Annotated in this window: 25 protein-coding genes; 14 read left to right on the forward strand and 11 right to left on the reverse strand. The window is 61.3% G+C overall.

Features of this window, described 5'->3' with window-relative positions; all coding sequences use genetic code 11:
* Positions 1 to 17 precede the first annotated feature (17 nt).
* Together lepB and rnc are read left to right on the forward strand one after the other, a co-directional pair.
* Positions 18 to 854: a signal peptidase I gene (gene lepB / locus ACR0IR_RS17705; protein WP_170342658.1), complete on the forward strand. Its 837-nt coding sequence runs from the start codon at positions 18 to 20 to the stop codon at positions 852 to 854.
* Complete coding sequence (gene rnc, locus ACR0IR_RS17710) at positions 851 to 1,531, forward strand: ribonuclease III (RefSeq protein ID WP_170366282.1); 681 nt, start codon at positions 851 to 853, stop codon at positions 1,529 to 1,531. Before lepB ends, rnc begins: the two co-directional genes overlap by 4 nt.
* A gap of 102 nt (positions 1,532 to 1,633) precedes the next feature.
* Here rnc and ACR0IR_RS17715 read toward each other — a convergent pair whose 3' ends face one another.
* The gene (locus ACR0IR_RS17715) at positions 1,634 to 3,016 is read right to left on the reverse strand and encodes a multicopper oxidase family protein (RefSeq protein WP_170366284.1); all 1,383 of its coding nucleotides are present in this window, start codon (positions 3,014 to 3,016) and stop codon (positions 1,634 to 1,636) included.
* 161 nt (positions 3,017 to 3,177) lie between these two features.
* Between ACR0IR_RS17715 and era the strand changes: the two genes are divergently transcribed.
* Together era and ACR0IR_RS17725 are read left to right on the forward strand one after the other, a co-directional pair.
* Positions 3,178 to 4,086 carry a GTPase Era gene (era, locus tag ACR0IR_RS17720; RefSeq protein WP_170343427.1) on the forward strand — a complete coding sequence of 303 codons (909 nt, stop codon included), beginning with the start codon at positions 3,178 to 3,180 and terminating at the stop codon, positions 4,084 to 4,086.
* Positions 4,083 to 4,412, forward strand: coding sequence for a DUF1491 family protein (locus ACR0IR_RS17725; RefSeq protein WP_170366286.1), 330 nt, complete (start codon positions 4,083 to 4,085; stop codon positions 4,410 to 4,412). The genes era and ACR0IR_RS17725 overlap by 4 nt, the downstream gene beginning before the upstream one ends.
* Positions 4,413 to 4,419: 7 nt before the next feature.
* Here the strand turns inward: ACR0IR_RS17725 and trhA are convergent, their stop codons facing one another.
* Positions 4,420 to 5,067 carry a PAQR family membrane homeostasis protein TrhA gene (gene trhA / locus ACR0IR_RS17730; RefSeq protein ID WP_170366288.1) on the reverse strand — a complete coding sequence of 216 codons (648 nt, stop codon included), beginning with the start codon at positions 5,065 to 5,067 and terminating at the stop codon, positions 4,420 to 4,422.
* Positions 5,068 to 5,226: 159 nt separating this feature from the next.
* Between trhA and recO the strand changes: the two genes are divergently transcribed.
* Complete coding sequence (recO, locus tag ACR0IR_RS17735; protein ID WP_170366289.1) at positions 5,227 to 5,952, forward strand: DNA repair protein RecO; 726 nt, start codon at positions 5,227 to 5,229, stop codon at positions 5,950 to 5,952.
* Here recO and ACR0IR_RS17740 read toward each other — a convergent pair.
* The 3 genes from ACR0IR_RS17740 to ACR0IR_RS17750 all read right to left on the reverse strand — a co-directional run bounded on the left by ACR0IR_RS17740 (position 5,936) and on the right by ACR0IR_RS17750 (position 8,819).
* Positions 5,936 to 6,328 carry an META domain-containing protein gene (locus ACR0IR_RS17740; protein WP_170342644.1) on the reverse strand — a complete coding sequence of 131 codons (393 nt, stop codon included), beginning with the start codon at positions 6,326 to 6,328 and terminating at the stop codon, positions 5,936 to 5,938. The genes recO and ACR0IR_RS17740 overlap by 17 nt on opposite strands.
* Positions 6,329 to 6,353: 25 nt before the next feature.
* On the reverse strand, positions 6,354 to 6,881 hold the full coding sequence (locus ACR0IR_RS17745; protein WP_170366291.1) for a hypothetical protein: 528 nt from the start codon (positions 6,879 to 6,881) through the stop codon (positions 6,354 to 6,356).
* A 246-nt stretch (positions 6,882 to 7,127) separates the two neighbouring features.
* Positions 7,128 to 8,819, reverse strand: coding sequence for an acyl-CoA dehydrogenase family protein (locus ACR0IR_RS17750; RefSeq protein ID WP_170366292.1), 1,692 nt, complete (start codon positions 8,817 to 8,819; stop codon positions 7,128 to 7,130).
* A 144-nt stretch (positions 8,820 to 8,963) separates the two neighbouring features.
* Here ACR0IR_RS17750 and ACR0IR_RS17755 point away from each other — a divergent pair, with 144 nt between their 5' ends.
* Positions 8,964 to 9,728, forward strand: coding sequence for a sulfite exporter TauE/SafE family protein (locus ACR0IR_RS17755; RefSeq protein ID WP_170343434.1), 765 nt, complete (start codon positions 8,964 to 8,966; stop codon positions 9,726 to 9,728).
* Positions 9,729 to 9,732: 4 nt separating this feature from the next.
* Here the strand turns inward: ACR0IR_RS17755 and ACR0IR_RS17760 are convergent, their stop codons facing one another.
* The 3 genes from ACR0IR_RS17760 to ACR0IR_RS17770 all read right to left on the reverse strand — a co-directional run bounded on the left by ACR0IR_RS17760 (position 9,733) and on the right by ACR0IR_RS17770 (position 12,571).
* A complete protein-coding gene (locus tag ACR0IR_RS17760) occupies positions 9,733 to 10,275 on the reverse strand; it encodes a hypothetical protein (protein WP_254430024.1) in 543 nt (180 codons plus the stop codon).
* A gap of 32 nt (positions 10,276 to 10,307) precedes the next feature.
* Positions 10,308 to 10,598 carry a hypothetical protein gene (locus tag ACR0IR_RS17765; RefSeq protein ID WP_093965332.1) on the reverse strand — a complete coding sequence of 97 codons (291 nt, stop codon included), beginning with the start codon at positions 10,596 to 10,598 and terminating at the stop codon, positions 10,308 to 10,310.
* 374 nt (positions 10,599 to 10,972) lie between these two features.
* On the reverse strand, positions 10,973 to 12,571 hold the full coding sequence (locus tag ACR0IR_RS17770; protein ID WP_170366294.1) for a phosphoenolpyruvate carboxykinase: 1,599 nt from the start codon (positions 12,569 to 12,571) through the stop codon (positions 10,973 to 10,975).
* Positions 12,572 to 12,917: 346 nt separating this feature from the next.
* On the opposite strand from ACR0IR_RS17770, the gene ACR0IR_RS17775 reads away from it, so the two are divergent.
* From ACR0IR_RS17775 to ACR0IR_RS17805, 7 genes are read left to right on the forward strand one after another with little or no spacing between them, the layout of a single operon-like run.
* On the forward strand, positions 12,918 to 13,622 hold the full coding sequence (locus ACR0IR_RS17775) for a response regulator transcription factor (RefSeq protein WP_170342637.1): 705 nt from the start codon (positions 12,918 to 12,920) through the stop codon (positions 13,620 to 13,622).
* A gap of 35 nt (positions 13,623 to 13,657) precedes the next feature.
* The gene (locus ACR0IR_RS17780; RefSeq protein WP_170366296.1) at positions 13,658 to 15,370 is read left to right on the forward strand and encodes a sensor histidine kinase; all 1,713 of its coding nucleotides are present in this window, start codon (positions 13,658 to 13,660) and stop codon (positions 15,368 to 15,370) included.
* A gap of 3 nt (positions 15,371 to 15,373) precedes the next feature.
* Positions 15,374 to 15,844 carry an HPr kinase/phosphorylase gene (locus ACR0IR_RS17785; protein ID WP_170366297.1) on the forward strand — a complete coding sequence of 157 codons (471 nt, stop codon included), beginning with the start codon at positions 15,374 to 15,376 and terminating at the stop codon, positions 15,842 to 15,844.
* The gene (gene rapZ, locus ACR0IR_RS17790) at positions 15,841 to 16,722 is read left to right on the forward strand and encodes an RNase adapter RapZ (RefSeq protein ID WP_170366299.1); all 882 of its coding nucleotides are present in this window, start codon (positions 15,841 to 15,843) and stop codon (positions 16,720 to 16,722) included. The genes ACR0IR_RS17785 and rapZ overlap by 4 nt, the downstream gene beginning before the upstream one ends.
* Positions 16,719 to 17,111 (forward strand): PTS sugar transporter subunit IIA, encoded by a 393-nt coding sequence (locus tag ACR0IR_RS17795; protein ID WP_093965293.1) that lies wholly within the window; start codon positions 16,719 to 16,721, stop codon positions 17,109 to 17,111. Before rapZ ends, ACR0IR_RS17795 begins: the two co-directional genes overlap by 4 nt.
* Before the next feature lie 17 nt (positions 17,112 to 17,128).
* Positions 17,129 to 17,398, forward strand: a complete 270-nt coding sequence (locus tag ACR0IR_RS17800; RefSeq protein ID WP_170343440.1) for an HPr family phosphocarrier protein — start codon at positions 17,129 to 17,131, stop codon at positions 17,396 to 17,398.
* A gap of 41 nt (positions 17,399 to 17,439) precedes the next feature.
* A complete protein-coding gene (locus ACR0IR_RS17805; protein WP_170343441.1) occupies positions 17,440 to 18,339 on the forward strand; it encodes a lysophospholipid acyltransferase family protein in 900 nt (299 codons plus the stop codon).
* A 56-nt stretch (positions 18,340 to 18,395) separates the two neighbouring features.
* Here the strand turns inward: ACR0IR_RS17805 and ACR0IR_RS17810 are convergent, their stop codons facing one another.
* On the reverse strand, positions 18,396 to 19,271 hold the full coding sequence (locus ACR0IR_RS17810; protein ID WP_170366302.1) for a 3-hydroxybutyryl-CoA dehydrogenase: 876 nt from the start codon (positions 19,269 to 19,271) through the stop codon (positions 18,396 to 18,398).
* Positions 19,272 to 19,436: 165 nt separating this feature from the next.
* On the opposite strand from ACR0IR_RS17810, the gene ACR0IR_RS17815 reads away from it, so the two are divergent.
* Positions 19,437 to 20,264, forward strand: a complete 828-nt coding sequence (locus ACR0IR_RS17815; protein ID WP_174825044.1) for a DUF6473 family protein — start codon at positions 19,437 to 19,439, stop codon at positions 20,262 to 20,264.
* Between the two features lie 49 nt (positions 20,265 to 20,313).
* Here ACR0IR_RS17815 and ACR0IR_RS17820 read toward each other — a convergent pair whose 3' ends face one another.
* A complete protein-coding gene (locus ACR0IR_RS17820; protein WP_170366306.1) occupies positions 20,314 to 21,243 on the reverse strand; it encodes an electron transfer flavoprotein subunit alpha/FixB family protein in 930 nt (309 codons plus the stop codon).
* Entirely contained in the window at positions 21,243 to 22,001 is a 759-nt protein-coding gene (locus ACR0IR_RS17825) for an electron transfer flavoprotein subunit beta/FixA family protein (RefSeq protein ID WP_170366308.1), read from the reverse strand. Before ACR0IR_RS17825 ends, ACR0IR_RS17820 begins: the two co-directional genes overlap by 1 nt.
* Between the last annotated feature and the right edge of the window lie 131 nt (positions 22,002 to 22,132).

Raw genomic sequence — 22,132 nt, forward strand, 5'->3', positions numbered from 1 at the left:
AAGGACTGGAGAGCAGTATGGCCGAGCAAGCCAAATCCGGAAACGCCATCTGGGAGACGATCAAGACCATCGTCTATGCCCTGCTGATCGCGGGCGTTTTCCGCACTCTGTTCTTTCAGCCGTTCTGGATTCCATCGGGGTCGATGAAACCCACGCTGCTGATCGGTGATTTCCTGTTCGTCAACAAGATGGCCTATGGCTATTCCTACGCGTCCTGCCCCAGTCTGATCATCCCCAGCGTCGGCCTCGATGTCGATGCCGAGGACATCTGCGGCTGGATGGGGGGCGACAATACCCGACTGCTGGGCGGCGAGCCCGAGCGTGGCGACGTCATCGTGTTCCGCCATCCGGTTTCGGGGCGCGACTACATCAAGCGCCTGATCGGCCTGCCCGGAGACAAGATCCAGATCAAGGATGGCGTGGTCTACATCAACGGTACCGAAGCCAAGCAGACCCCGGATGGCACTTTTACCGAAATCGCCGAGCCGCAAGGGCCTCAGCGCCTTCGGCCGCGCTGTGAAAACGGCCCGGTCGGCGTGGGCGGCACCTGTGAGAAGACCCGGATGATCGAAACGCTGCCGGGCGGCGTGTCACACGAAATCCTGAATATCGGCAACCAGAGTACCGACAACACGGGTGTCTACACCGTGCCGGAAGGGCACTACTTCTTCATGGGCGACAACCGTGACAATTCCAGTGACAGCCGCGTGCCGCAGGTCGCAGGCGGCGTCGGCTACGTTCCTTATGAAAACCTGATCGGTCGAGCCGACCGCATCATGTTCTCGTCCGCCGGGCGTTCGATGCTGTTCTTCTGGACCTGGCGCGGTGACCGGTTCTTCAAGGCGGTCAATTGAAGCTGTCGACCGACATGAAGGCGTTCGAAAAACGCCTTGGACACAGGTTCGCCAATCCCGAACTACTGGTTCGGGCGCTGACGCACGGGTCGGTCTCGTCTTCGACACGTCCGGACAACCAGCGGCTCGAGTTTCTGGGTGACCGTGTGCTGGGGCTTGTGATGGCCACCGCTTTGCTCGAGGCCGATCAGAAGGCCACCGAAGGCCAACTGGCCCCCCGATTCAACGCACTGGTGCGCAAGGAAACCTGTGCCGACGTTGCCCGCCAGATCGATATCGGCGCGGTTCTGAAGCTGGGCCGGTCAGAGATGCTGTCGGGCGGGCGCCGCAAGCAGGCGCTTTTGGGCGACGCCATGGAGGCAGTTATAGCCGCGGTCTATCGCGATGCCGGTTTTGAGGCGGCGCAGCAAGTGATCCTGTCGCTGTGGGGTGATCGGATTCACACGGTCGAAGCGGATGCGCGCGATGCCAAGACATCGCTTCAGGAATGGGCGCAGGCGCGCGGGCAGAAACCGCCCGCCTATGTCGAGATTTCACGCAGCGGTCCGGATCACGCCCCCGTTTTCACCATCGCGGCCCGGCTGCAGGACGGATCCGAGGCCCAAGCAACGGCCGGCTCCAAACGTCAGGCGGAACAGGCGGCTGCGCAGGCTCTGCTGGATCGTGTGACAAGCTGATCTCTTCGATCGCGGTGTTACCTGCTCTTGATCTGTCCGGGAATGTCCGCGAGGGCTGTCCACCTATCACGAACCACGTCTGCAACGGCTAGACCTTGCCGCTCAAACGACCCGCAAGAACCCGGTCAGCCCGGTCTTCTGGTGTTCGATCACATGGCAGTGAAAGGCCCAGTCGCCCGGATTGTCTGCGACCAGCCCGATTTCGACGACCTCGTCTTTCAACAGCAGCATGGTGTCCGTCACCAGCGGCGGCAATTCTCGCAGGTTTGATCGCAACGGCACAAAGACCAGCCCGTGCAGATGGATCGGATGCAGGTTCGGAGATTCATTGCGCAGCCTCAAGACATAGCTTTTGCCCAGTTCCAGCGTCGCCAGTGGCCCGACGTCCGCAGCAGCATCTCCGGGCCAGGGAACCCGGTTGATCGACCAGAAATTGTATCCAAGTGACCCGCAGAACCCATTGTCCGGCAGTTCACCTTCTGGCGTCCAGCCGAAGACGAATTCGTGCACCTGAGCGTTGCCGAGATCGGGCAGGGCGACCGGGTTCTTCGGCAAAGGCTTCAGTTCTCTCAGGTCCCGGTGCGCGGATCGCCCGACCGATCGCAGGCTGGCCATCGTCCTCAAGGGCTGACCGGGCAGTTTGGCCACAAGGTCGACCTGCGCCCCTTCGCCGTCTGGCATCGCAACGGCAAAGTCCACACGCTGACCGGGGCCCACCAGCAAGGGATCATCTGCACTCGGCATCGGCAGTTCGGCGGTGACCGGGTGACCGTCCCACGCGATGATCTGCGCGTTTCCGCCCGTCAGGTGCAATTTGTAGATCCGGGTCGTGTCCGAATTGAGCAGTCGCAGCCGCACGAGGCTGCCGGCGGAGTGGTCATAGATTGGGTGCTGGTACCAGTTCGCGGTCTGCACATTGCCGAAAGTTCCGGCTCTGGCCGCGCCCCGCTGGGTGTAGGCGGGCAGAAATGCCCCCGTCTCGTCCAGGCGAAAGTCCCGCAGGTTGATCACTTGCTCGCTGTCGAACCCGACGTCTTCAGGCTCGGCGATGACCATCACTCCGGTCAGGCCGTGCGCCATCTGCTCCATCGTCATGCAGTGCGGGTGATACCAGTAGGTTCCGGCGTCTGGGGGTGTGAACTCGTAGGTGAAGCTTTCGTTCTGTCCCAGCGGCATCTGGGTCAGATAAGGCACGCCATCCATATCATTGCGGATGCGCATCCCGTGCCAGTGCATCGAGGTATAGTCGGACAGAGTGTTTTTGACCGTCAGTCTCATCGCTTCACCCTGACGTCCAAAAAGGACGGGCGGCGGAGCGTCGGGGCTCAGGCTGACCATTCCTTGCGTAGGCTGGTCCCGAAACATGTAGCTGGCGCTTTGAACCACCAGTTCCTGATCGGAGCTATTGGACGCGATTGCAAGTCCACCCAAGCCGACGGCTCCAATCGCAGCGCCGCCGGATAAAAGAAGCTCCCGTCGTTTCATGCCTGATCCTCAAGATGCGGGTCTGCGGCCTGGCTGGGATCGGCTTGGCCTGTGCGCCTGTCCTGCCACTCCTGTACCGGCCCGGCAATGCGACAAATGCCTCTGGCCCGCTGTGCCTTTCTGCGATAGGGATGCGCACTTGAAAACAGGATCACCACACAATGACGACACGCGCCGGATTCATCGCCCTGATCGGAGAGCCCAACGCAGGCAAATCCACCCTTCTGAACCGCATGGTCGGGGCCAAGGTCTCGATCGTGACGCACAAGGTGCAGACCACGCGCGCCCGGATCCGCGGCGTGGCGATGGAGGGTGATGCGCAACTGGTCTTCGTCGATACGCCGGGCCTGTTCAAACCCCGCCGCCGGCTTGACCGCGCGATGGTCGCGGCGGCCTGGGGTGGCGCGGCCGATGCCGACATCATCGTGTTGATGGTCGAAGCGCATCGCGGCATCACCGAAGGCGTCGAGCGCATCCTGGACGGCTTGTCCGAGATCGCGCAGGGCCGCAAGGTGGCGCTGGCGATCAACAAGATCGACCGTGTCGAAGCCCCCGCGCTGCTGTCACTGACCCGCGACCTGAATGACCGCTTCCCCTTTGCCGAAACCTTCATGATCTCTGCCGAGAAGGGCCACGGCGTCGAGGACTTGCGTGCCTGGCTGGCACAGCATCTGCCCGAAGGCCCCTGGCTTTATCCCGAAGACCAGATCGCCGATCTGCCGCTGCGCATGATCGCGGCCGAGATCACGCGCGAGAAGCTGACCCTGCGCCTGCATCAGGAGCTGCCCTATCAGCTGACGGTCGAGACCGAGAACTGGGAGGAGCGCAAGGATGGTTCGGCCAAGATCGACCAGATCATCTATGTCATGCGCGACGGCCACAAGGGCATCGTGCTGGGCAAGCGCGGCGAGACAATCAAGGCCGTCAGCCAGGCCGCCCGGGCCGAGTTGGAGGAATTCCTCGATCGCAAGGTCCACCTGTTCCTGCAGGTGAAGGTCCGGCCCAACTGGCTGGAAGAGGCCGAGCGCTACTCGGAAATGGGACTGGACTTCAAAGACGGCAACGCATGACCCGCCTGACGGCCGAGTTCTGGATCCACGCCTACCTGGCCCGGCTGCGCCTGCACGAGATCCCCGCCTTTGTCGTAGCCCATGGCGACGACACTGCCGGCGCGGTTCTGGTCAAGCTCAACACGCTCGACGGCAATGCCACCGCCTTTCAGCGCAGCTTCGACCTGCTCAGCGGCGCGCGCAAGTGGATCGAACTGGCCAAAGGTCCCGAGGCCGAGGTGGACGAGGCCATCGCCCGGCAGCGCAGCTTTGACCCCGACCTCTGGGTGATCGAGGTCGAAGACCGGCAAGGCCGGCACCTGTTGAACGAAGAGGGGCTGGACTAGGGCTGCGTTACCACAAAGGCGATAACGCCAGCCAGACGCCCGCGAACATGGCGATCCCGCCCAGGTTCACCCAGATATGCCAGATCGCATAGCGGTAGGGCAGCGTCTTGCGGGCGTAGAACGCGGTTCCGATCACATAGCAACCCGACCCGGCCAGAATGCACCACAACGTCGCCACCGGTACGCCCCGCAGGTCGGGCAGGGCCAGCAGCCCCAGCGCGCCCAACCCCAGGTAGGATGCCGTCGACCAGCGCGATTTCACTGTCTCGTTGGTGATCTTGTTCCAGACCGCTACCGCCGTCAGCGCCCAACACACCACCAGCAGGCCCAGGGTCCAGGTCGTGCCAGCCAGAACGAAGAACGGTGTGAAGGTGCCTGTTATGCTGGGGTAGATCGCCGCGTGATCAATGCGCCGCAGCAGTGTGCGCCGCTCGTGCAGCGGTAGAAAGTGATAAGCCCAGGACGCCAGGTTCGACGCCAGCGCACACAAGACGTAAACCACGACGGCGGCCACCAACGCGGCTTGCAGATGGGTTGCCGCCTTAGCCACAAGCAAGCCGCCCGCAATCAAGATCAACGCCAGACCCACTGCATGCACTGTCATGTCCGCGCGGCGGAAGGCAGGGTTGAAACTGGGAAAGGTCGCGTCGGTCATGTCTGGTCTCGTGGCTGCCTGTTCTGGGTAATATCGCCCCGGGTCCAAGTCCACAATTCCGGCACGTCAGTCGGCGTCCTTCGATTGAATTTGCTTCTTTCCGCGCCGCGCCGTACCGTCGCGGTCCGACGCGATCTCAAGGCAACCCAAGGGCCCCGCATGGACTGGCGCGACCATGGCATTCTTCTGACCGCCCGCGGCCACGGCGAAACCGCGGCCATCATCGAGGTTTTCACCGAAACCCATGGCCGACATGCGGGCGTGGTGCGCGGGGGTGCCAGCCGCAAGATCGCGCCCATCCTGCAACCCGGCGCGCAGTTGGACGTGCTGTGGCGGGCGCGGCTGCAGGAACATATCGGCACCTTCCAGGTCGAGCCGTTGCGCTCGCGCGCGGCGGCGGCGTTTTCGGGGCGGCTGGCGCTGTCGGGGCTGAACGCGGTCGTGGCGCTGCTGTCCTTCTGCCTGCCTGAGCGCGAACCACACCCCGCAATCTATCGACAGACGGAACAGCTGATGGATCTGCTGGGCCAGGACGAGATCTGGCCGCTGGCTTACCTGCGCTGGGAACTGGCCCTGCTTGAAGAGCTGGGTTTTGGGCTGGACCTGACCCGCTGTGCCGTGACCGGCACTACCGAGGGGCTGGCCTATGTCTCGCCTAAGACCGGCCGGGCGGTCAGCGCCGAAGGCGCCGGGGATTGGGCCGACCGCCTGCTGCCTCTGCCGCCGGTGCTGCGCGGGCAGGGGGCCGCCCCGGATGACGAGATCGCCGCCGGGCTGCGCACGACCGGCTATTTTCTGGCGCATCGCGTGGCGCCATCGCTGGGTCACACGCCGCTGCCCGAGGCCCGCGCCCGCTTTGTCGATCAGTTCACTCGGCGGCTTTGAACACCATCTCGTGCCCGTCCTCGTTGCGCAGGATCAGCACGTCGCCCGACACCTCGGACTGCGTCATCGCCAGCAGCGCGGCGAAATAGAATCCTTCGGCCTCAAGCCCGGCGCAGGCGGCGCGGGTGGCGGTCAGGTCGGTGATTTCGAACCACGGATAGGGCGCGTTCAATGTGCCCGAGTAGCTGTTGCAGGGCGCGTTTCCGGCAATCTTGCCGTCTTCGGGAAAGCGCAGCAGGGCGCTGGCCTCATAGGGCTGGCCGTTCACCTCCTGCAGCACCCAGGTGCGGTCGGCTGCGCCATAGGCGGCGACGCTTTCGTCGCGGTCGCATTGCAGCAGGGCAAGGGCGGGCAGGATCAGGCTCAGGCGCAGCATGAGGGCTTTCTATCCCGACTTGGCGTCATTGCGCCAGCAGTTCGGCGCGCACTTCCATCCGGGGGCGCCAGTTGTAGCGTGTGTCCTCGCGCACCGGGGCCCAGAACAGGTGACCCCCGTTGCGCCAGCCGTCCAGAACGATCGCGTCATAGGGCCCGTCGCCCTTGGCACTAATCGCGGCCGAGTGGTGGATGATCCGGAACGGGGTCGGCGGCGAAGTGATCCAGTGCAGGTCCAGCGTGCGGAAATTCTCTTGCCGCAGCCGCTTGAGCATGTCCTCGGCCCAGTCATTGCACAGCCCGCGTTCGCGAAAACCGTTGATGACTTTGGCGTTGTGGATGATCGCCGGATCGGTGACCCGGTATTCGGCCCTCAGCTGCAGCGCATAGTCATGGGCGATCTGCGCCGCGCGGGCGGCTTCCTGCGGATCGACATCGGGGCCGAGGTTCTGAATGGCGCGGGTCAGACCGGCAACATCGCCCGAGGTCGAGCCGGAGGGCGTGCTGCATCCTGCAAACAGGAGGCCAAGAACAAGGATCAGTAGGCGCGCCATGGTCACTCCGCAAAGATCGGTTCGGCATCTGCGTAGCCGCGGCGCAGCACGATGCGGTTCGACCGCTACTTAGCCGAAACCTGTACCAGGACCCAAGGGGGAATTTTCCCGGCCCATGTGTCCGGCGGGTCCGGTTGGGTGAAATGAACAGGGCAGATCTGGTCACTCGGCGCTTTTGGCTTGCCAGAAAAGAAAAGACCCGGCGCTGGGCCGGGTCAAGTTGGGGAAACCGCGACGGGCGGGCGTTCAGGCCAGCAGACGCCGCGCGATGACTTGCGCCTGAATCTCGGCGGCACCTTCAAAGATGTTCAGGATGCGGGCGTCGCACAGCACCCGGCTGATCTTGTATTCCAGTGCAAAGCCGTTGCCGCCGTGAATCTGCAACCCGTTGTCGGCCGCGGCCCAGGCGACACGGGCGCCCAGCAGCTTGGCCATCCCGGCCTCCAGGTCGCAGCGGTGGCCGTTGTCCTTCTCCCAGGCGCTGAAATAGGTCAGTTGGCGCGCGATCATGATCTCGACCGCCATCATCGCCAGCTTGCCGGACACGCGCGGGAAGTTGATCAGGGCCTTGCCGAATTGCTTGCGCTCCTGCGCGTATTGCATGGCGATGTCCAGCGCGCTTTGGGCCACGCCAATGGCGCGGGCGGCGGTCTGGATACGCGCGGATTCGAAGGTTTCCATGAGCTGCTTGAAGCCCTTGCCTTCCTCGCCGCCCAGCAGGTTCTCGCCCTTGACGTGGAAGCCGTCGAAGGCCAGCTCGTATTCCTTCATGCCGCGATAGCCCAGCACCTCGATCTCGCCGCCTGTCATGCCGGGGGTCGGGAAGGGGTCGTCGTCGGTGCCGGGCGTCTTTTCGGCCAGGAACATCGACAATCCGCGATGGTCGGTGGTTTCGGGATCGGTGCGCGCCAGCAGCGTCATCACATGGGTGCGCGCGGCATGGGTGATCCAGGTCTTGTTGCCGGTGATCTTGTAGTCGCCGTTTTCGTCCTTGACCGCGCGGGTGCGCAGGCTGCCCAGATCCGACCCGGTGTTGGGTTCGGTGAATACGGCCGTCGGCAAGATCTCGGCGCTGGCGATCTTGGGCAGCCATTGGGCCTTTTGGTCGTCGGTGCCGCCCGCGATGATCAACTCGGCCGCGATCTCGGACCGGGTGCCAAGGCTGCCGACGCCGATATACCCGCGCGACAGTTCTTCGGAGACGACGCACATCGACGCCTTGGACAGGCCGAACCCGCCATATTCCTCGGGGATGGTCAGGCCAAAGACCCCCATCTCGGCCAGTTCCTCGATGATTTCCATCGGGATCAGCTCGTCCTTGAGGTGCCATTCATGGGCGTTTGGCTCGACCCGATCCAGCGCATAGCGGCGGAACTGCTCGCGGATCATCTCAAGCTCTTCGTCCAGGCCCGAGGCGCCGAACATCGTGGCCCCAGACTGGTCTTGCATCAGCTGAACCAGACGGCTGCGCGCGGCTTGGCTGTTGGCCTGTGCCATCAGAGTCTGCACCTCGGCGCATTGGAAGCCCGACAGCGCATCCCAGCCCAGCCCCAGATCCTGCAGGCGCACGACCTCGCCCTGGTTCATCGGAATGCCGCCGGCGACCTGGTGCAGGTATTCGCCAAAGGCGATCTGGTGCAGCAGCTGCTCCAACTCGCCGAACTTGCCTTGTGCGTCCAGCGCCTCGGCCCATTTCTGCATCTGCTGCAGCGACTGGTTGTAGGTCGCCAGCCAGGCCAGCCCATGCGCGGCGGTCTGGTTCGCCTCGACCAAAGCGCCCGAGACGCGACCCTCGGCCGAGACCATCTCGCGCACCGCATCGCGCGCCCGGTCAAAGACGGACTGAACCGCCGGCAGCGCGGCCCCCGTCAGGGTCAGAAGATCAGGCAGAACCGGCTGAGAAGTCATGTTCGTCATATCTTGTCCGTCATGGGCCATGAATCACGTCCTTTGCTGGGTTGTCTGGTCATATCATGCTGCAACTGCAGCGCAACAAAAATTCACAGAATGCGTCGAAAAGGTCCAAAAATTACGTAACGAATTTTGCGGTGCAGAGAAATTCTGCGGTGATATGTAGGGGAAATGGATCTTTTTTCTTTGATGTCCCTGCCCGAACTCTGCCTTGCGTTCGCGGTCGCCTTTCTGGCCGGAGCGGTGAAAGGCATGGTCGGTTTCGCCATGCCGATGGTCCTGATTTCAGGGCTCAGCATGATGCTGCCGCCCCAGCTTGCGCTGGCCGGGCTGATCCTGCCAACGGTTGTGACGAACGGGATCCAGGCCTTGAGAGAAGGAAGCGCGGCAGCGATGTCTTCGATCCGGCAGTTCCGGGTCTTTCTTTCCGTCGGGCTGGTCTTTCTGTTGGGGAGCGCTCAGCTGATCAGCTTGGTTCCATCGCGGGCTTTCCTTCTGATGATCGGAATTCCCGTCACGTTCTTTGCCACGATCCAACTGCTGGGCGTTAAACTGAGCCTGTCTGAACAATCGCCGAAGATCGAGGCCGCAGTCGGTGCCGTTACCGGGTTCATTGGCGGCATATCAGGCGTTTGGGGACCTCCGACCGTTGCCTATCTGACTGCGCTGAATACACCCAAATCTGAACAATTGCGCATACAGGGTGTGATCTATGGCTTGGGAGCCTTGGCTCTGGTCGTGGCGCATATTGGATCAGGCGTGTTGCGGGCTGAAACCGTGCCGTTCTCGGCTGCGCTGACCCTTCCGGCTTTGGCCGGCATGTGGCTGGGATTGCAGATGCATGATCGGATTGATCAGGCCACGTTCCGCAAGGCGACTTTGTTGGTTCTGATGATCGCAGGTGCGAACTTGCTGCGCAGGGGGGTGTTCGGTTGAACGCTCAACCCTTACGTTCAAAATAGCGGAAGGCAAAAAACAGTCCGAACATCAGGAACAGCAGTCCCGAAAGATCGCCGATCAAAAAGGCAAAATACTCGGCCGTCGCGCTGCCAAAAGCCAGGTTGGTCAGGCCGGACACCAGGATTGACGTGATGACCCCGACCCCCATGATGCAGGCCCAGCAGGGCGCCCGATCAGCGGCGGGAAACAGATCCCATCCTAGCCATTTCAACAAATAGAATACGGCCGGCGCCGTCGTGACCGCAATCAAGATGGCCAGCAGGCGGCTGGTCAGAAAAACGTCCGAGCCACCGAGTGTCGCGAAAACCAGAAAGACACCGGGCAGCATGGCCAGTATCGCACGCCACCCCAAGAGCCACGCCGCAAGGACCCGCACGCCGTGCGGAAGAAACAACAGGCTGGCGCGGCTGGGGTACTCTGGAAAGAACACGTTCTGCATGGGCATCAAAACCCAAAAGGTCAGAAACGATGCGCCGATATAGGCCAACGAAGCGTAAAACGTGTCAGAGGCCCACGATCGCATCACGTCATGCTTCTTTCAGGATTGCTCGGCGGTCAACGCGGGGCGTTGACGACATACCGTCCCCGGTTGGCGTTTCCGCTTTGGGACAAGTAGCCCTTCTGTACCAGCGACTTGAGGGCGCGGAAGAAGGTCGGGCGCGAAACGCTTTGCACCAAAGTGTGCTCGATCAGGCCATAGGTCCGGACTTCGCGCGTGTCTTTCGACAATTCTTCGGCCGCGTAATAAATGTCACGCTCTACCGGAGAAAGCTCTTCGAGCCCCAACGTGCGTTCCATGCTCTGCATCAACTTGCGCAGTTCCGCCAGTTTCGAGATCTCGGTCATTTCCATTCCTGATTTTACCAGTGCCACCAGTTGATATCCGCTTGGTCAAATGACCCATGATAGTCGCCTATCACGCGGCATATCTCATGTTGACACTCATCCCCTTGATAATACACTACCGCCTTGATTAGGCTGCTCATCTTGCGAGTGTGAGTGTCCGCGCGCGAGCTGCCCAAAGGTTTTTTCAGTCTTCGCCCGGTGCATTTTGCGCCGGGCTATTTCCTTGTAATGGGTCCTTGATTTACTGCATGATTTTTAGGCGGGCAACGAATTTGTTCATGCCAATGTCGCATTACAACTGCAGGAAGAACAAATAACTGCAAGGACCCGTTATTGTGCGCGCAGGGGCACGCAACCGGCCCCTGCATGTCGGTTCAGCCGATTGCGACGGCTTTGATGTCTTCGTCGATGAACGGCAAATACTGTTCAAAGTTCTCGGCAAACATGTGCACCAGCTTTTCCGCCTGTTTGTCGAAAGCGGCCTGATCGTCCCAGGTACGGCGCGGATCCAACAGAACTTCGGGCACGCCGGGGACCGTCACCGGAACGTCGAAGCCGAAATTGGCGTCCTTGCGATACTCGGCATCGGCCAACGAGCCGTCAAGAGCCGCAGTCAGCAGGGCACGCGTGGCCTTGATCGGCATCCGGCTGCCCACACCGTATGCGCCGCCGGTCCAGCCGGTATTGACCAGCCAGCAGGTTGCGCCGTGCTGGGCGATCTTGTCGCGCAGCAGCTTGCCGTATTCCTCGGGGCGGCGCGGCATGAACGGGGCGCCGAAGCAGGTCGAGAAGGTGGGCTGCGGCTCGGTCACGCCGCGCTCGGTTCCGGCAACCTTCGAGGTGAAGCCCGACAGGAAGTGGTACATCGCCTGCGCCGGGGTCAGCCGGGCGATCGGCGGCAGGACGCCAAAGGCATCACAGGTCAGCATGATGATGTTTTTCGGGTGCCCGCCCAGCGCCGTCTTGGAGGCGTTCGAAATGTATTCCAGCGGGTAGGCGCACCGCATGTTGGCGGTCAGGCTGTCATCGTTGAAATCCAGTTTCAGGGTTTCGGGATCAAAGACCATGTTCTCGATCACCGTGCCGAACTTCGACGTGGTCGCGTAGATCTCGGGTTCCGCTTCGGCGCTCAAATTGATGGTCTTGGCATAGCATCCGCCTTCGAAGTTGAAGGTCCCGCGATCCGACCAGCCGTGCTCGTCGTCGCCGATCAGAACACGTGCCGGATCAGCCGAAAGCGTGGTCTTGCCGGTTCCGGACAGGCCGAAGAACACGGCGGTGTCGACCGGGTTGCCCACCGCATGGTTTGCCGAGCAGTGCATCGGCATCACGCCTTTTTCCGGCAGCAGGTAGTTCAGAAGCGTAAACACGGACTTCTTGTTCTCGCCCGCGTATTCGGTGCCGCCGATGAGAATCAGTTTGCGGTCAAAGTTCAGCGCGATCACCGTTTCGCTGCGGCAATCGTGCTTTTTCGGGTCCGCCTGGAAGCTGGGGCAGTTGATGATGGTGTAATCTGCGACGAATTCGTCCAGGTCCTCGCGGTCCGGGCGACGCAGCAGGTGCCGGATGAACAGGTTGTGCCATGCCAGTTCCGTAACCATGCGCACATTGATCGCATAGGCGGGATCCGCGCCGCCAACCAGATCCTGAACGAAGTAGTCCTTGCCTTTCATATGGGCCAGCATGTCAGTGTACAGCGCGTCAAAGCCATCGGGGCTCATTTCTGCGTTGTTTTCCCACCAGATGCTGTCCGCCACGCTTTCGGTCCGGACGACGTGCTTGTCCTTGGGGGACCGGCCTGTGAACTTGCCGGTGGACACCAGAAACGCTCCGCCATTGCCCAGCGTGCCTTCATTCCGCTTGAGCGCCTTCTGAATCAGCGCCGGCTCCATCAAGTTGTAATAGACATTGCCCAGCCCCTCGATGCCTTGATCTTCGAGGCGGAACTGCGGGTTTACCCGTCCAAATGTCATTCGTGTCTTCTCCTGTGGCGGCGCTGCGGCGGTTGGGGCCGTCTGCGCTCATGAGGCGTAGTGCCGGTTAGTCCGGCGGATAAAGGCCTCATATCACGGCCGTTTAGGGCATGAACAGGACGGTTTGGCACAGTTAGCGCAACCAAGGCCGGGTTTAGCGCAACCAAGATTTTCCGGTCGGAAAACCCGGGCACTTTCGGAAGCGCAGGACGACCTTTTTGTCGCAGGATCGTGAACAATGTGGCGCGATTCGTACATCCGGATTGATTCGCGGCCTTAAAAAAGCCAAGAATGCCCTACAAAAAGCAAAAATATATCGTGAGTGAGCAGGTAAAGGGGCAGCCCTATGTCTAAGATTGCACTGGTGGATGACGATCGGAACATTCTGACGTCCGTATCCATGACGCTCGAGGCCGAAGGGTTCGAGGTCGAAACCTACAATGACGGGCAGGCAGCCCTTGACGCGTTCAACAAGAAACTGCCGGATATGGCGGTTCTGGACATCAAGATGCCCCGCATGGACGGCATGGATCTGCTGCAGCGGCTGCGGCAGAAAACCCAGATGCCGGTGATTTTCCTCACGTCCAAAGACGATGAGATCGACGAGGTTCTGGGCCTGCGGATGGGCGCGGATGACTACGTGAAAAAGCCGTTCTCTCAACGCCTTCTGGTTGAGCGCATCCGTGCGCTGCTGCGCCGTCAGGAAGCGACCGACGGGGATGCGTCGGCGGCAACCACCGGGGACGCAAAGGTGATGGAGCGCGGCGATCTGCGCATGGACCCCCTGCGTCACGCGGTCAGCTGGAAGGGAACCGATGTTTCGCTGACGGTCACGGAATTCCTGCTGCTACAGGCCTTGGCGCAGCGCCCCGGCTTCGTCAAAAGCCGCGATCAGCTGATGGATGTCGCATATGACGATCAGGTCTATGTCGACGACCGGACCATCGACAGCCACATCAAGCGTCTGCGCAAGAAGATGCGTGCGGCTGATCCCGAGTTTTCGGCTATCGAAACGCTGTACGGTATCGGGTACCGTTACAACGAGGAATAAGCCGGGCCGGCTTTCTGCAAAGGTGAATTTGTTTCGTGCGTGACACCGAGCAATCCAGCGAGTTGCGCGACGGTGACGTCGTTCTGGGCGATGATTGGGTCATCCCGCAAGACCCCGAGTCGGCCGAGCTGCGCGCGCGGCGATCGCGGCGTACTCTGTTCACGCTGCGCAACTCGCCGCTGGCGCGCAAGATCATCACGTTCAACCTGATTGCTTTGGTGATCCTGGTCGCTGGGCTGCTGTATCTGGACGACACGCGAAAAGAGAGGGTCCAGCAAACGGCGCGGGACCTGATCGGCGATGCGCAACTGGTCAGCAACGTCTTCGAGGCCCAACTGCGCCAGGTCGCCGGATCGCGGGACGCTTCTGACCTGAACGTCAAGACGACCCTTGCCGGGCTGAGCATCCCCGAGGGCGGCGAAGTCTTCGTCTATGACAGCACAGGCACGTTGATCGGCTGGACTCGCGGTTCTTCGACCGTGTCGGAATTGCCGGGCTTGATACAGGCCGAAGCGGATGTTCCGACCGGCAGCACGTTGATCTCTGATGCCCTGACCGCCGTCTGGAATGGTCTGTATTCGGTTTTCACCACCGGATCTGAAACCGAGGCGCCGACGCTGGCACAGCGGGTTCAGGACATCATACCAAACGCGCTGGACGGCCACATGCAGGTTCACGCCGTGTCTGACGCGGCCGGAGACACTGTGATTGTGGCGGCGTCGCCAATCGTTCTGGATGGCGCCCCTGTGGGGGCTGTCGCAATGGCCGGTCCCGCCGGAGAAATCGACGCACTGGCTCGGAAAGAGCAGGAACGCATTCTGCAGATGTTTGTCGTTGCCCTGCTGGTTTCGGTAGGTCTCAGCCTTGTGCTGGCCTCGACCATCGCGAACCCGCTGGCGGATCTGGCCGCTGCGGCGGAAATGGGCAAGGACCGCGGCACTGGGGTCAATCCCGGCCGTATCCGCATCCCCGACCTGAGCGCCCGCCCGGACGAGATTGGTCGGCTTAGCCGTGCGCTGCGGGGAATGGTGACGGCGCTCTACAACCGGATAGACGCTAACGAACAGTTCGCGGCTGACGTCGCGCATGAGATCAAGAACCCCTTGGCCAGCCTGCAATCGGCCGTCGGTACGCTGCGAATGGTCAAGCGTGACGATCAGCGCGAGAAATTGTTGGGCGTCATCGAGCACGATGTCCGCCGATTGGACCGCCTTGTCAGCGACATCTCGAACGCATCCCGCCTGGATGCTGAACTGGTCAAAGAGCAGGAGCAGCCCTTCGATCTTCTGAAGCTGATCGGCAATATCAGTCAGTACCTGGGCGAAGATGCCCGATCGAAGGGTATCGACTACATCACGGATTTGCCGTCCAAGCCCATCGTCATAAACGGGCTCGAGGCCCGTCTGGCACAGGTTTTCGTGAACCTGATTACAAATGCCATCTCCTTCTGCGAGGAAAGCGACGCGATCCGCGTTTGGGTGCGCCAACGCGAAAACCGGGTTCTGGTTGTTGTTGAAGACACTGGCCCCGGTATTCCGGATCAGGCCCTGACCAAGGTGTTCAAGCGCTTCTATTCGCAGCGCCCTGCCGAGCATTTCGGCAACAACTCGGGCCTTGGACTTGCGATCTCGAAACAGATTGTCGAGGCCCACGGCGGCGTCATCTGGGCCGAGAACATCCGTCCGACCGAGGCGGACATCACGTCGGACCCGCAAGGTGCGCGGTTTGTCGTGGGTCTTCCCCTTTAAGCGATGTGGGCTTTGCGCCTTCCGGAAAAGCCCAGCGATGATCCGGTCTGCGTGCACGCCACATGCGTTGCCGTTGCTGGCCGCGGCGCCCTGATTTCGGGGCCGTCCGGGGTCGGAAAATCGGCACTTGCATTGCAGATGATGGGCTTCGGCGCGGACATGGTCGCCGATGATCGTGTAAACCTAACCCTGTCGGGCGACCGGGTGATTGCGGATGCGGTCCCTCAGATCCGAGGATTGGTCGAGGCCCGCGGCGTCGGCCTGCTGCGCGCCACGGCCTGCGGCCCCGTTCCGTTGGAATGGATCGTGGATCTGGATCAAGTGGAATCTCAGCGACTGCCGGAACCGCGACAGGTTCTTGTGCTGGGACATCCTGTTCCCTTGCTTCGAGCCGCCGGCGTGCCCAACTTGGCATCAGCACTTGTTCAACTGATGAAAATGGGGCGCGTCGATCCGCAATGGCCAAGCACATGACAGCACAAACGCGCATCGTTCTGGTGACAGGTCCGTCGGGCGCGGGCCGGTCGACGGCGATTCATGTGCTCGAGGATCTGGGCTATGAGGCCATCGACAACTTGCCGATGGGGCTGTTGCTGCGCCTGATGGAGGGCGCGGATCCATCCCGGCCGATGGCGCTGGGGATCGATGCCCGCAATCGTGATTTCTCGACCATCGGCTTTATCGAATTGGTCGCCAAACTGGGCCGGATGAGCCAGGTGGACCTGTCCACGCTCTATCTGGATTGCAGCGACGACGTGCTGTTGCGCCGGTTTTCGGAAACCCGGCGCCGTCATCCGGTTGCAACCGATGCCGGCCCCGAAACCGGCATCCGCCAGGAAAAGGAATTGTTGGAGCCGATCCGCGAGATCGCCGACACCCTGATCGACACCAGCGTGCTCAACGTGCACCAGCTGCGATCCGAGGTCGAACGCTGGTTCGCCCCGGAAGGAGGCCGGCATCTGGCCGTTTCTATCGAGTCCTTCTCCTACAAACGGGGGCTGCCGCTGGGCCTGGACATGGTGTTCGACTGCCGATTTCTGGCCAACCCCTATTGGCGTCCGGAGCTGCGCGAGGCTGATGGTCGAAATCCGGACGTTGCGTCCTATGTTCAGGCTGACACGAACTATGCCGCCTTTTTCGAACGGGTGGTGGAACTGTTGCTGTCTCTGCTGCCCGCCTTCAAGGCCGAGGGCAAAACACACCTGTCGGTCGCCTTCGGCTGTACCGGGGGTCAGCACCGCTCGGTCGCGATGGCCGAAGCGGTCGCAAAAGCCCTTGCAGAGCAGGGGCAGCCGGTGGCAATTAGACACCGCGAGATGGAACGTCGATCGTTGAATGTGAGGCCGGATTGATCGGAATTGTAATCGTGGCGCATGGCGGATTGGCCCAGGAATACCTGGCGGCCATGCAACACGTCGTGGGCAAGCAACCCGGCCTTGTGGCAGTGTCGATCGACGCTGATCATGATCGCGAAGAAAAGCAGGCCGAAATCTGTCGGGCCGCGGATGCTGTGGATGTCGGCGACGGTGTTGTTGTCGTGACCGATCTGTTCGGGGGCAGCCCCTCGAATCTCAGCCTGCGCGCCTGTGCGCCGCAGGACCGTAGAATTCTTTACGGCGCCAACCTTCCGATGCTGATCAAACTGGCCAAAAGCCGCCAACTTCCGGTCGGGGACGCCGTCCGTAGGGCTATGGAGGCTGGACGAAAGTACATCAATGCGCAAAATGTGACATTGGACTGACATCGGATCGATTGAATATGGCCACCAAAAGCTTGAAAATCATCAACGAAAAGGGCTTGCACGCGCGCGCTTCAGCCAAATTGGTCGAGGTAGTCGAAGGGTTTGACGCCCGCGCCGAAGTGTCCAAAGACGGCATGTCCGCGTCGGGTGACAGCATTATGGGCCTTTTGATGTTGGCGGCTTCGCGTGGAACGACTATTGACGTCGAAACGTCCGGGCCGGATGCTGAGGCGCTGGCAGATGCGCTGGAAGCATTGGTGAACGACAAGTTCGGCGAAGGTTTCTGACGCAGGGCACTGCCACAAAACAAGAACGGGAAGACCAGGAATTGGCGGAAACCACGCACGATACCAAGACCAACACGGTGGTGGCCGAGACCGCGGAAGCGGGCGAAATCTACGACCGCCGCACGCTGACCTACGCAAATTCGTTTGACGACGCCTGGACCTCGACGGCCATCAAGGCGATCGAATGGTGCACAGGCAAGCTGACCATTCTGCGCATGGTCAACAAGTTCGAAAAGCAGAATGAAAAGTATCGCGGCCAGAAATTCTGGGGTGGTGCCCTTGGTATCATGGGAATCGACCTGACCACGCCCGAACACCAGATTGCGCGCATTCCGAAAGAGGGGCCCGTTGTGGTGGTGGCCAATCACCCGCATGGGATGGTGGACGGCATGATCCTGGCCGAGTTGATCGGACGCGTGCGCCAGGACTATCGCATCCTGACCCGCTCGGTTCTGACCGGGCTGGATGAAGCCGCGACATCGTTCATGATCCCGGTCCCGTTCCCACATGACCCCGAAGCCCAGAGCAAGATGCTTGAGATGCGGGGCAAAGCGATGGAGCACCTCAAGAACGGTGGTGTCGTCGCGCTGTTCCCATCCGGTGTGGTGATGTCTTCGGACACGTGGTTCGGCCCCGCTCAGGAACGCGAATGGAACGTATTCACCGCCAAGATGATCCGGCGATCCGGTGCCAAGGTTCTGCCCATCTACTTCCCTGGCAGCAATTCGCGCTGGTACCAGATTGCCAACAAACTATCGGCAATTTTGCGTCAGGGACTTCTGCTGCACGAGATCGTCCGGTCCTGCAACAAACCGGTCGGCCCCGTGATCGGAGAACCGATTTCGGACGAGGACATGAAACTGCTCGAACGCGACCCACGCGGATTCATGACCTGGCTCAGAAAACACACGCTGGGCTTGGGGCAGTCACCACAAGCCTGATCCACCGTTCATTGGCGCGAAAAAATCGCGGGCGAGCGGGGCGGTTCCTTGACGGCTTAGCGCGTCGGGACCGGAACCTCGCCACGGTAGTCATAAAACCCGCGATCGGTCTTGCGGCCCAGCCAGCCGGCCTCGACGTATTTCGTCAGCAACGGGCAGGGGCGGTACTTTGTATCCGCCAACCCGTCATGGAGGACGTTCATGATGGCCAGACAGGTGTCCAACCCGATGAAATCGGCCAGTTCCAGCGGACCCATGGGGTGATTGGCGCCCAGCTTCATGGACTGGTCGATCGACTTAACACTGCCGACCCCTTCATACAGAGTATAGACGGCCTCGTTGATCATCGGCATCAGGATACGGTTCACAATGAAGGCCGGAAAATCCTCGGCGCTGGCGGCGGTTTTGCCCAACCGATCCACCACGGCCTTGCAGGTGGCGAAGGTTTCTTCGTCGGTGGCGATACCGCGAATCAACTCGACCAATTGCATGACAGGAACCGGGTTCATGAAGTGGAACCCCATAAACCGCTCCGGCCGATCCGTCCGGCTGGCAAGCCTTGTGATCGAAATGGACGAGGTGTTCGACGTCAGGATCGTGTGAGCCTGCAAATGCGGCTGCAGATCCTCGAAAATCGCATGCTTGATGGCCTCACGCTCGGTCGCGGCTTCGATCACGAGGTCCGTCTGGCCGATCTCCGGAAGGTTCAGCGTGGTCTTGATCCGCTGCAATGCGGCCTGCATCTCGTCGTCACCGATCTTGCCGCGTGACACCTGACGAGCCAGGTTGCCCTTGATCGTTTCAATGGCAGCATCCAGCGCATCCTGGCTGATGTCGTTCAGCAGAACGTCATACCCTGCCAACGCCATCACATGGGCAATTCCGTTGCCCATCTGGCCCGCGCCGATTACTCCGACTGATTTCACGTCCATATTGAACTGCCTTCCGCATCAAGGTTCAGGGGGACATTATCGGCAGTCCGGGTTGCGCGGCAAGGGGTTGGGACCGGTCCAATTCGCTTCAAATGCGCACATTAGAGTTTTCTAAACACCAAAGGCCGCAGAATGGCAATTGGGTGAAGAAAATGGGTGGCTGACATGAGTTATCATGAGTCGGGCGCGACCGGTGTCGAGGAATCCGTCTGCCGGTACGGGGCGTCAAAACTGTGGTTTCGCGGGCCAAAGCGAGTGTTGCGGGTGCCCTATGTGGCCTGCGCCGGCGGCACCGAGACATTCGGTCGGTTCGTCGATTCTCCGTTTCCCGCCGCGTTGGAGCAGCGGCTGGAAATGCAGTGTCTGAATCTGGGTAGTCTGTTCACGGGGGCCGAGGGATTGGCGCGAGATCCGGAAATTCTGAGCCTGATGAATGGCGCCGAGGTTTGCGTACTGCAACTGCCCTCGGCGCTGAATGAGTCCAACCGGTTCTACCGTGTTCATCCCCGACGCAATGATCGGGTACTCGAGGCGACATCGGACCTTTCCGCGTTGTACCCCGAAGTTGACTTCGCCGACGTTCATTTTGTGCGGCACCTTATGTCCAGGTTGTCGGCATTTTCGGACGCACGGTTCGAAGTGGTGGCCGCCGAGTTGCGGCGGGCTTGGGCAGAGGCTCTTCGCACCCTGTTGGACAACGTCACCAGCCGGGCTCTGCTGCTGTGGCTGGACTGGGATCACAGCGCGGCAGTCGGGCCAGATGAGCACGGGGTATCTGATCCGGTGCCAATTACACAGGCCATGATTGATGGGGTGTCGGATGGAGGGGTGCCAACCGTGAAGATGACGGTGCGCCCTTCAGGTGCTTCGGATGATCTTGAGGACATGCTGTTCGGCACGATGCAGCAACCGATGGCGGAATATATGATCGGGCCAGCCACGCACCGGGCCATTGCCGAACGTTTGCTGCCTGCGATCCGTGACCTCGAATGAAAAAGGCCCGCCGATTGGCGGGCCTTGATCGCTTCGAAGTCTGGACGTATCAGCCCAGCTTTTCGGTCAGCTCCGGCACGGCCTGGAACAGGTCCGCAACCAGGCCGTAGTCCGCGACCTGGAAGATCGGAGCTTCTTCGTCTTTGTTGATCGCGACGATGATCTTCGAATCCTTCATACCGGCCAAGTGCTGGATCGCACCCGAAATACCAACCGCGATGTACAGATCGGGTGCAACGACCTTGCCGGTCTGACCCACCTGCCAATCGTTCGGGGCATAGCCCGAGTCGACTGCCGCACGGCTGGCACCAACCGCCGCGCCCAGCTTGTCGGCGAGGGCTTCGATCAGTTTGAAGTCTTCTTCCGAGCCAACACCACGGCCGCCCGAGACAACGACGCCGGCCGAGGTCAGTTCGGGGCGGTCGCTTTCGGCGACCTTGTCCTCGACCCATTCCGACAGGCCGGGGTTTTCACCGACCGATACGGTGTCGACCGGGGCCGATCCTCCTTCGCCGGCCGCATCAAAGCTGGCCGTACGGAAGGTGATGACCTTCTTGGCGTCGTTCGACTTGACGGTCTGGATCGCGTTGCCCGCGTAGATCGGGCGCTCGAAGGTCGAGCCATCCACCACGCCCGACGCGTCCGAGATCACCATCACGTCCAGCAGCGCGGCCACGCGCGGCATCACGTTCTTGGCGTCGGTGGTGGCGGGCGCCACGATATGTTCATAGCCATCGGCCAGGCTGACGATCAGCGCGGCGGTCGATTCGGCCAGACGGTGGCCCAGCGACGGGTCTTCGGCGACCAGAACCTTAGATACGCCGTCGATCTTGGCGGCGGCTTCGCCGGCAGCGGCGGCCGAGCCGCCCGCGGCCAGAACGGTCACGTCACCCAACTGCTTGGCAGCAGTGACCGCCTTGGCGGTTGCGTCCATCGCCAGTTCGCCATTGTTGACTTCGGCAAGCAGAAGTACAGCCATTACACAGCCCCCGCTTCTTTGAGTTTCCCGACCAGCTCGTCGACCGAGCCCACGATGATGCCTGCGGCGCGTGCCGGCGGCTCTTCGGTCTTGACGACTTCGAGGCGCGGCGTGACGTCGACGCCGTAATCGGCGGCGGTTTTTTCGTCCAGCGGCTTTTTTTTGGCCTTCATGATGTTCGGCAGCGACGCATAGCGCGGCTCGTTCAGGCGCAGGTCGACGGTGATGATGGCCGGCATCTTGACGCTGATGGTCTGCAGACCGCCGTCAACTTCACGCGTGACCTTGGCGGTGTCGCCTTCGATTTCCAGTTCGGACGCGAAGGTGCCCTGGCTCCAGCCCAGCAGTGCCGACAGCATCTGACCGGTGGCGTTCATGTCGTTGTCGATCGCCTGCTTGCCGCACAGAACCAGTCCGGGCTGCTCTTCCTCGACCACCTTGGCCAGGATCTTGGCGACGGCCAGCGGCTCGATGTCCTGGTGGACGTCGTCCGCCGCGACGACCAGGATGGCGCGGTCTGCACCCATCGCCAGCGCGGTGCGCAGCGTTTCCTGCGCCTGCTTGACGCCGATCGAAACGGCCACGACCTCTTCGGCCTTGCCGGCTTCTTTCAGGCGGATCGCCTCTTCGACGGCAATCTCGTCGAACGGGTTCATCGACATTTTGACATTGGCGAGATCAACACCGCTGCCGTCCGCTTTGACGCGAACTTTAACGTTGTAGTCGATCACGCGCTTGACAGGCACAAGTACCTTCATTTTTGCGTACGCTCCTTACAAAAACGGCAAGCCGCAATGCGACTCCACCAATGCTCTCGTCGGCCTAGATAGCGCCTTGCGGGGCCTCGGGACAGGGCAAAATCGTCACGTCATGTCGTGGGGACGTCGCG

The sequence above is a fragment of the Ruegeria sp. CF2 genome, assembly GCF_056537385.1.

What these genes read in the sequence shown, in the direction of transcription:
- ACR0IR_RS17755 (WP_170343434.1), top strand. Translation starts at nt 8,964, where the DNA reads ATGGATCTTTTTTCTTTGATGTCCCTGCCCGAACTCTGCCTTGCGTTC.
- ACR0IR_RS17815 (WP_174825044.1), top strand. Translation starts at nt 19,437, where the DNA reads ATGAGTTATCATGAGTCGGGCGCGACCGGTGTCGAGGAATCCGTCTGC.
- ACR0IR_RS17770 (WP_170366294.1), bottom strand. Translation starts at nt 12,571, where the DNA reads ATGACATTTGGACGGGTAAACCCGCAGTTCCGCCTCGAAGATCAAGGC.
- ACR0IR_RS17725 (WP_170366286.1), top strand. Translation starts at nt 4,083, where the DNA reads ATGACCCGCCTGACGGCCGAGTTCTGGATCCACGCCTACCTGGCCCGG.
- ACR0IR_RS17745 (WP_170366291.1), bottom strand. Translation starts at nt 6,881, where the DNA reads ATGGCGCGCCTACTGATCCTTGTTCTTGGCCTCCTGTTTGCAGGATGC.
- ACR0IR_RS17785 (WP_170366297.1), top strand. Translation starts at nt 15,374, where the DNA reads ATGTGGGCTTTGCGCCTTCCGGAAAAGCCCAGCGATGATCCGGTCTGC.
- ACR0IR_RS17800 (WP_170343440.1), top strand. Translation starts at nt 17,129, where the DNA reads ATGGCCACCAAAAGCTTGAAAATCATCAACGAAAAGGGCTTGCACGCG.
- recO (WP_170366289.1), top strand. Translation starts at nt 5,227, where the DNA reads ATGGACTGGCGCGACCATGGCATTCTTCTGACCGCCCGCGGCCACGGC.
- ACR0IR_RS17715 (WP_170366284.1), bottom strand. Translation starts at nt 3,016, where the DNA reads ATGAAACGACGGGAGCTTCTTTTATCCGGCGGCGCTGCGATTGGAGCC.
- ACR0IR_RS17775 (WP_170342637.1), top strand. Translation starts at nt 12,918, where the DNA reads ATGTCTAAGATTGCACTGGTGGATGACGATCGGAACATTCTGACGTCC.
- lepB (WP_170342658.1), top strand. Translation starts at nt 18, where the DNA reads ATGGCCGAGCAAGCCAAATCCGGAAACGCCATCTGGGAGACGATCAAG.
- trhA (WP_170366288.1), bottom strand. Translation starts at nt 5,067, where the DNA reads ATGACCGACGCGACCTTTCCCAGTTTCAACCCTGCCTTCCGCCGCGCG.
- ACR0IR_RS17760 (WP_254430024.1), bottom strand. Translation starts at nt 10,275, where the DNA reads ATGCGATCGTGGGCCTCTGACACGTTTTACGCTTCGTTGGCCTATATC.
- ACR0IR_RS17825 (WP_170366308.1), bottom strand. Translation starts at nt 22,001, where the DNA reads ATGAAGGTACTTGTGCCTGTCAAGCGCGTGATCGACTACAACGTTAAA.
- ACR0IR_RS17750 (WP_170366292.1), bottom strand. Translation starts at nt 8,819, where the DNA reads ATGGCCCATGACGGACAAGATATGACGAACATGACTTCTCAGCCGGTT.
- era (WP_170343427.1), top strand. Translation starts at nt 3,178, where the DNA reads ATGACGACACGCGCCGGATTCATCGCCCTGATCGGAGAGCCCAACGCA.
- ACR0IR_RS17765 (WP_093965332.1), bottom strand. Translation starts at nt 10,598, where the DNA reads ATGACCGAGATCTCGAAACTGGCGGAACTGCGCAAGTTGATGCAGAGC.
- rapZ (WP_170366299.1), top strand. Translation starts at nt 15,841, where the DNA reads ATGACAGCACAAACGCGCATCGTTCTGGTGACAGGTCCGTCGGGCGCG.
- ACR0IR_RS17820 (WP_170366306.1), bottom strand. Translation starts at nt 21,243, where the DNA reads ATGGCTGTACTTCTGCTTGCCGAAGTCAACAATGGCGAACTGGCGATG.
- ACR0IR_RS17810 (WP_170366302.1), bottom strand. Translation starts at nt 19,271, where the DNA reads ATGGACGTGAAATCAGTCGGAGTAATCGGCGCGGGCCAGATGGGCAAC.
- ACR0IR_RS17740 (WP_170342644.1), bottom strand. Translation starts at nt 6,328, where the DNA reads ATGCTGCGCCTGAGCCTGATCCTGCCCGCCCTTGCCCTGCTGCAATGC.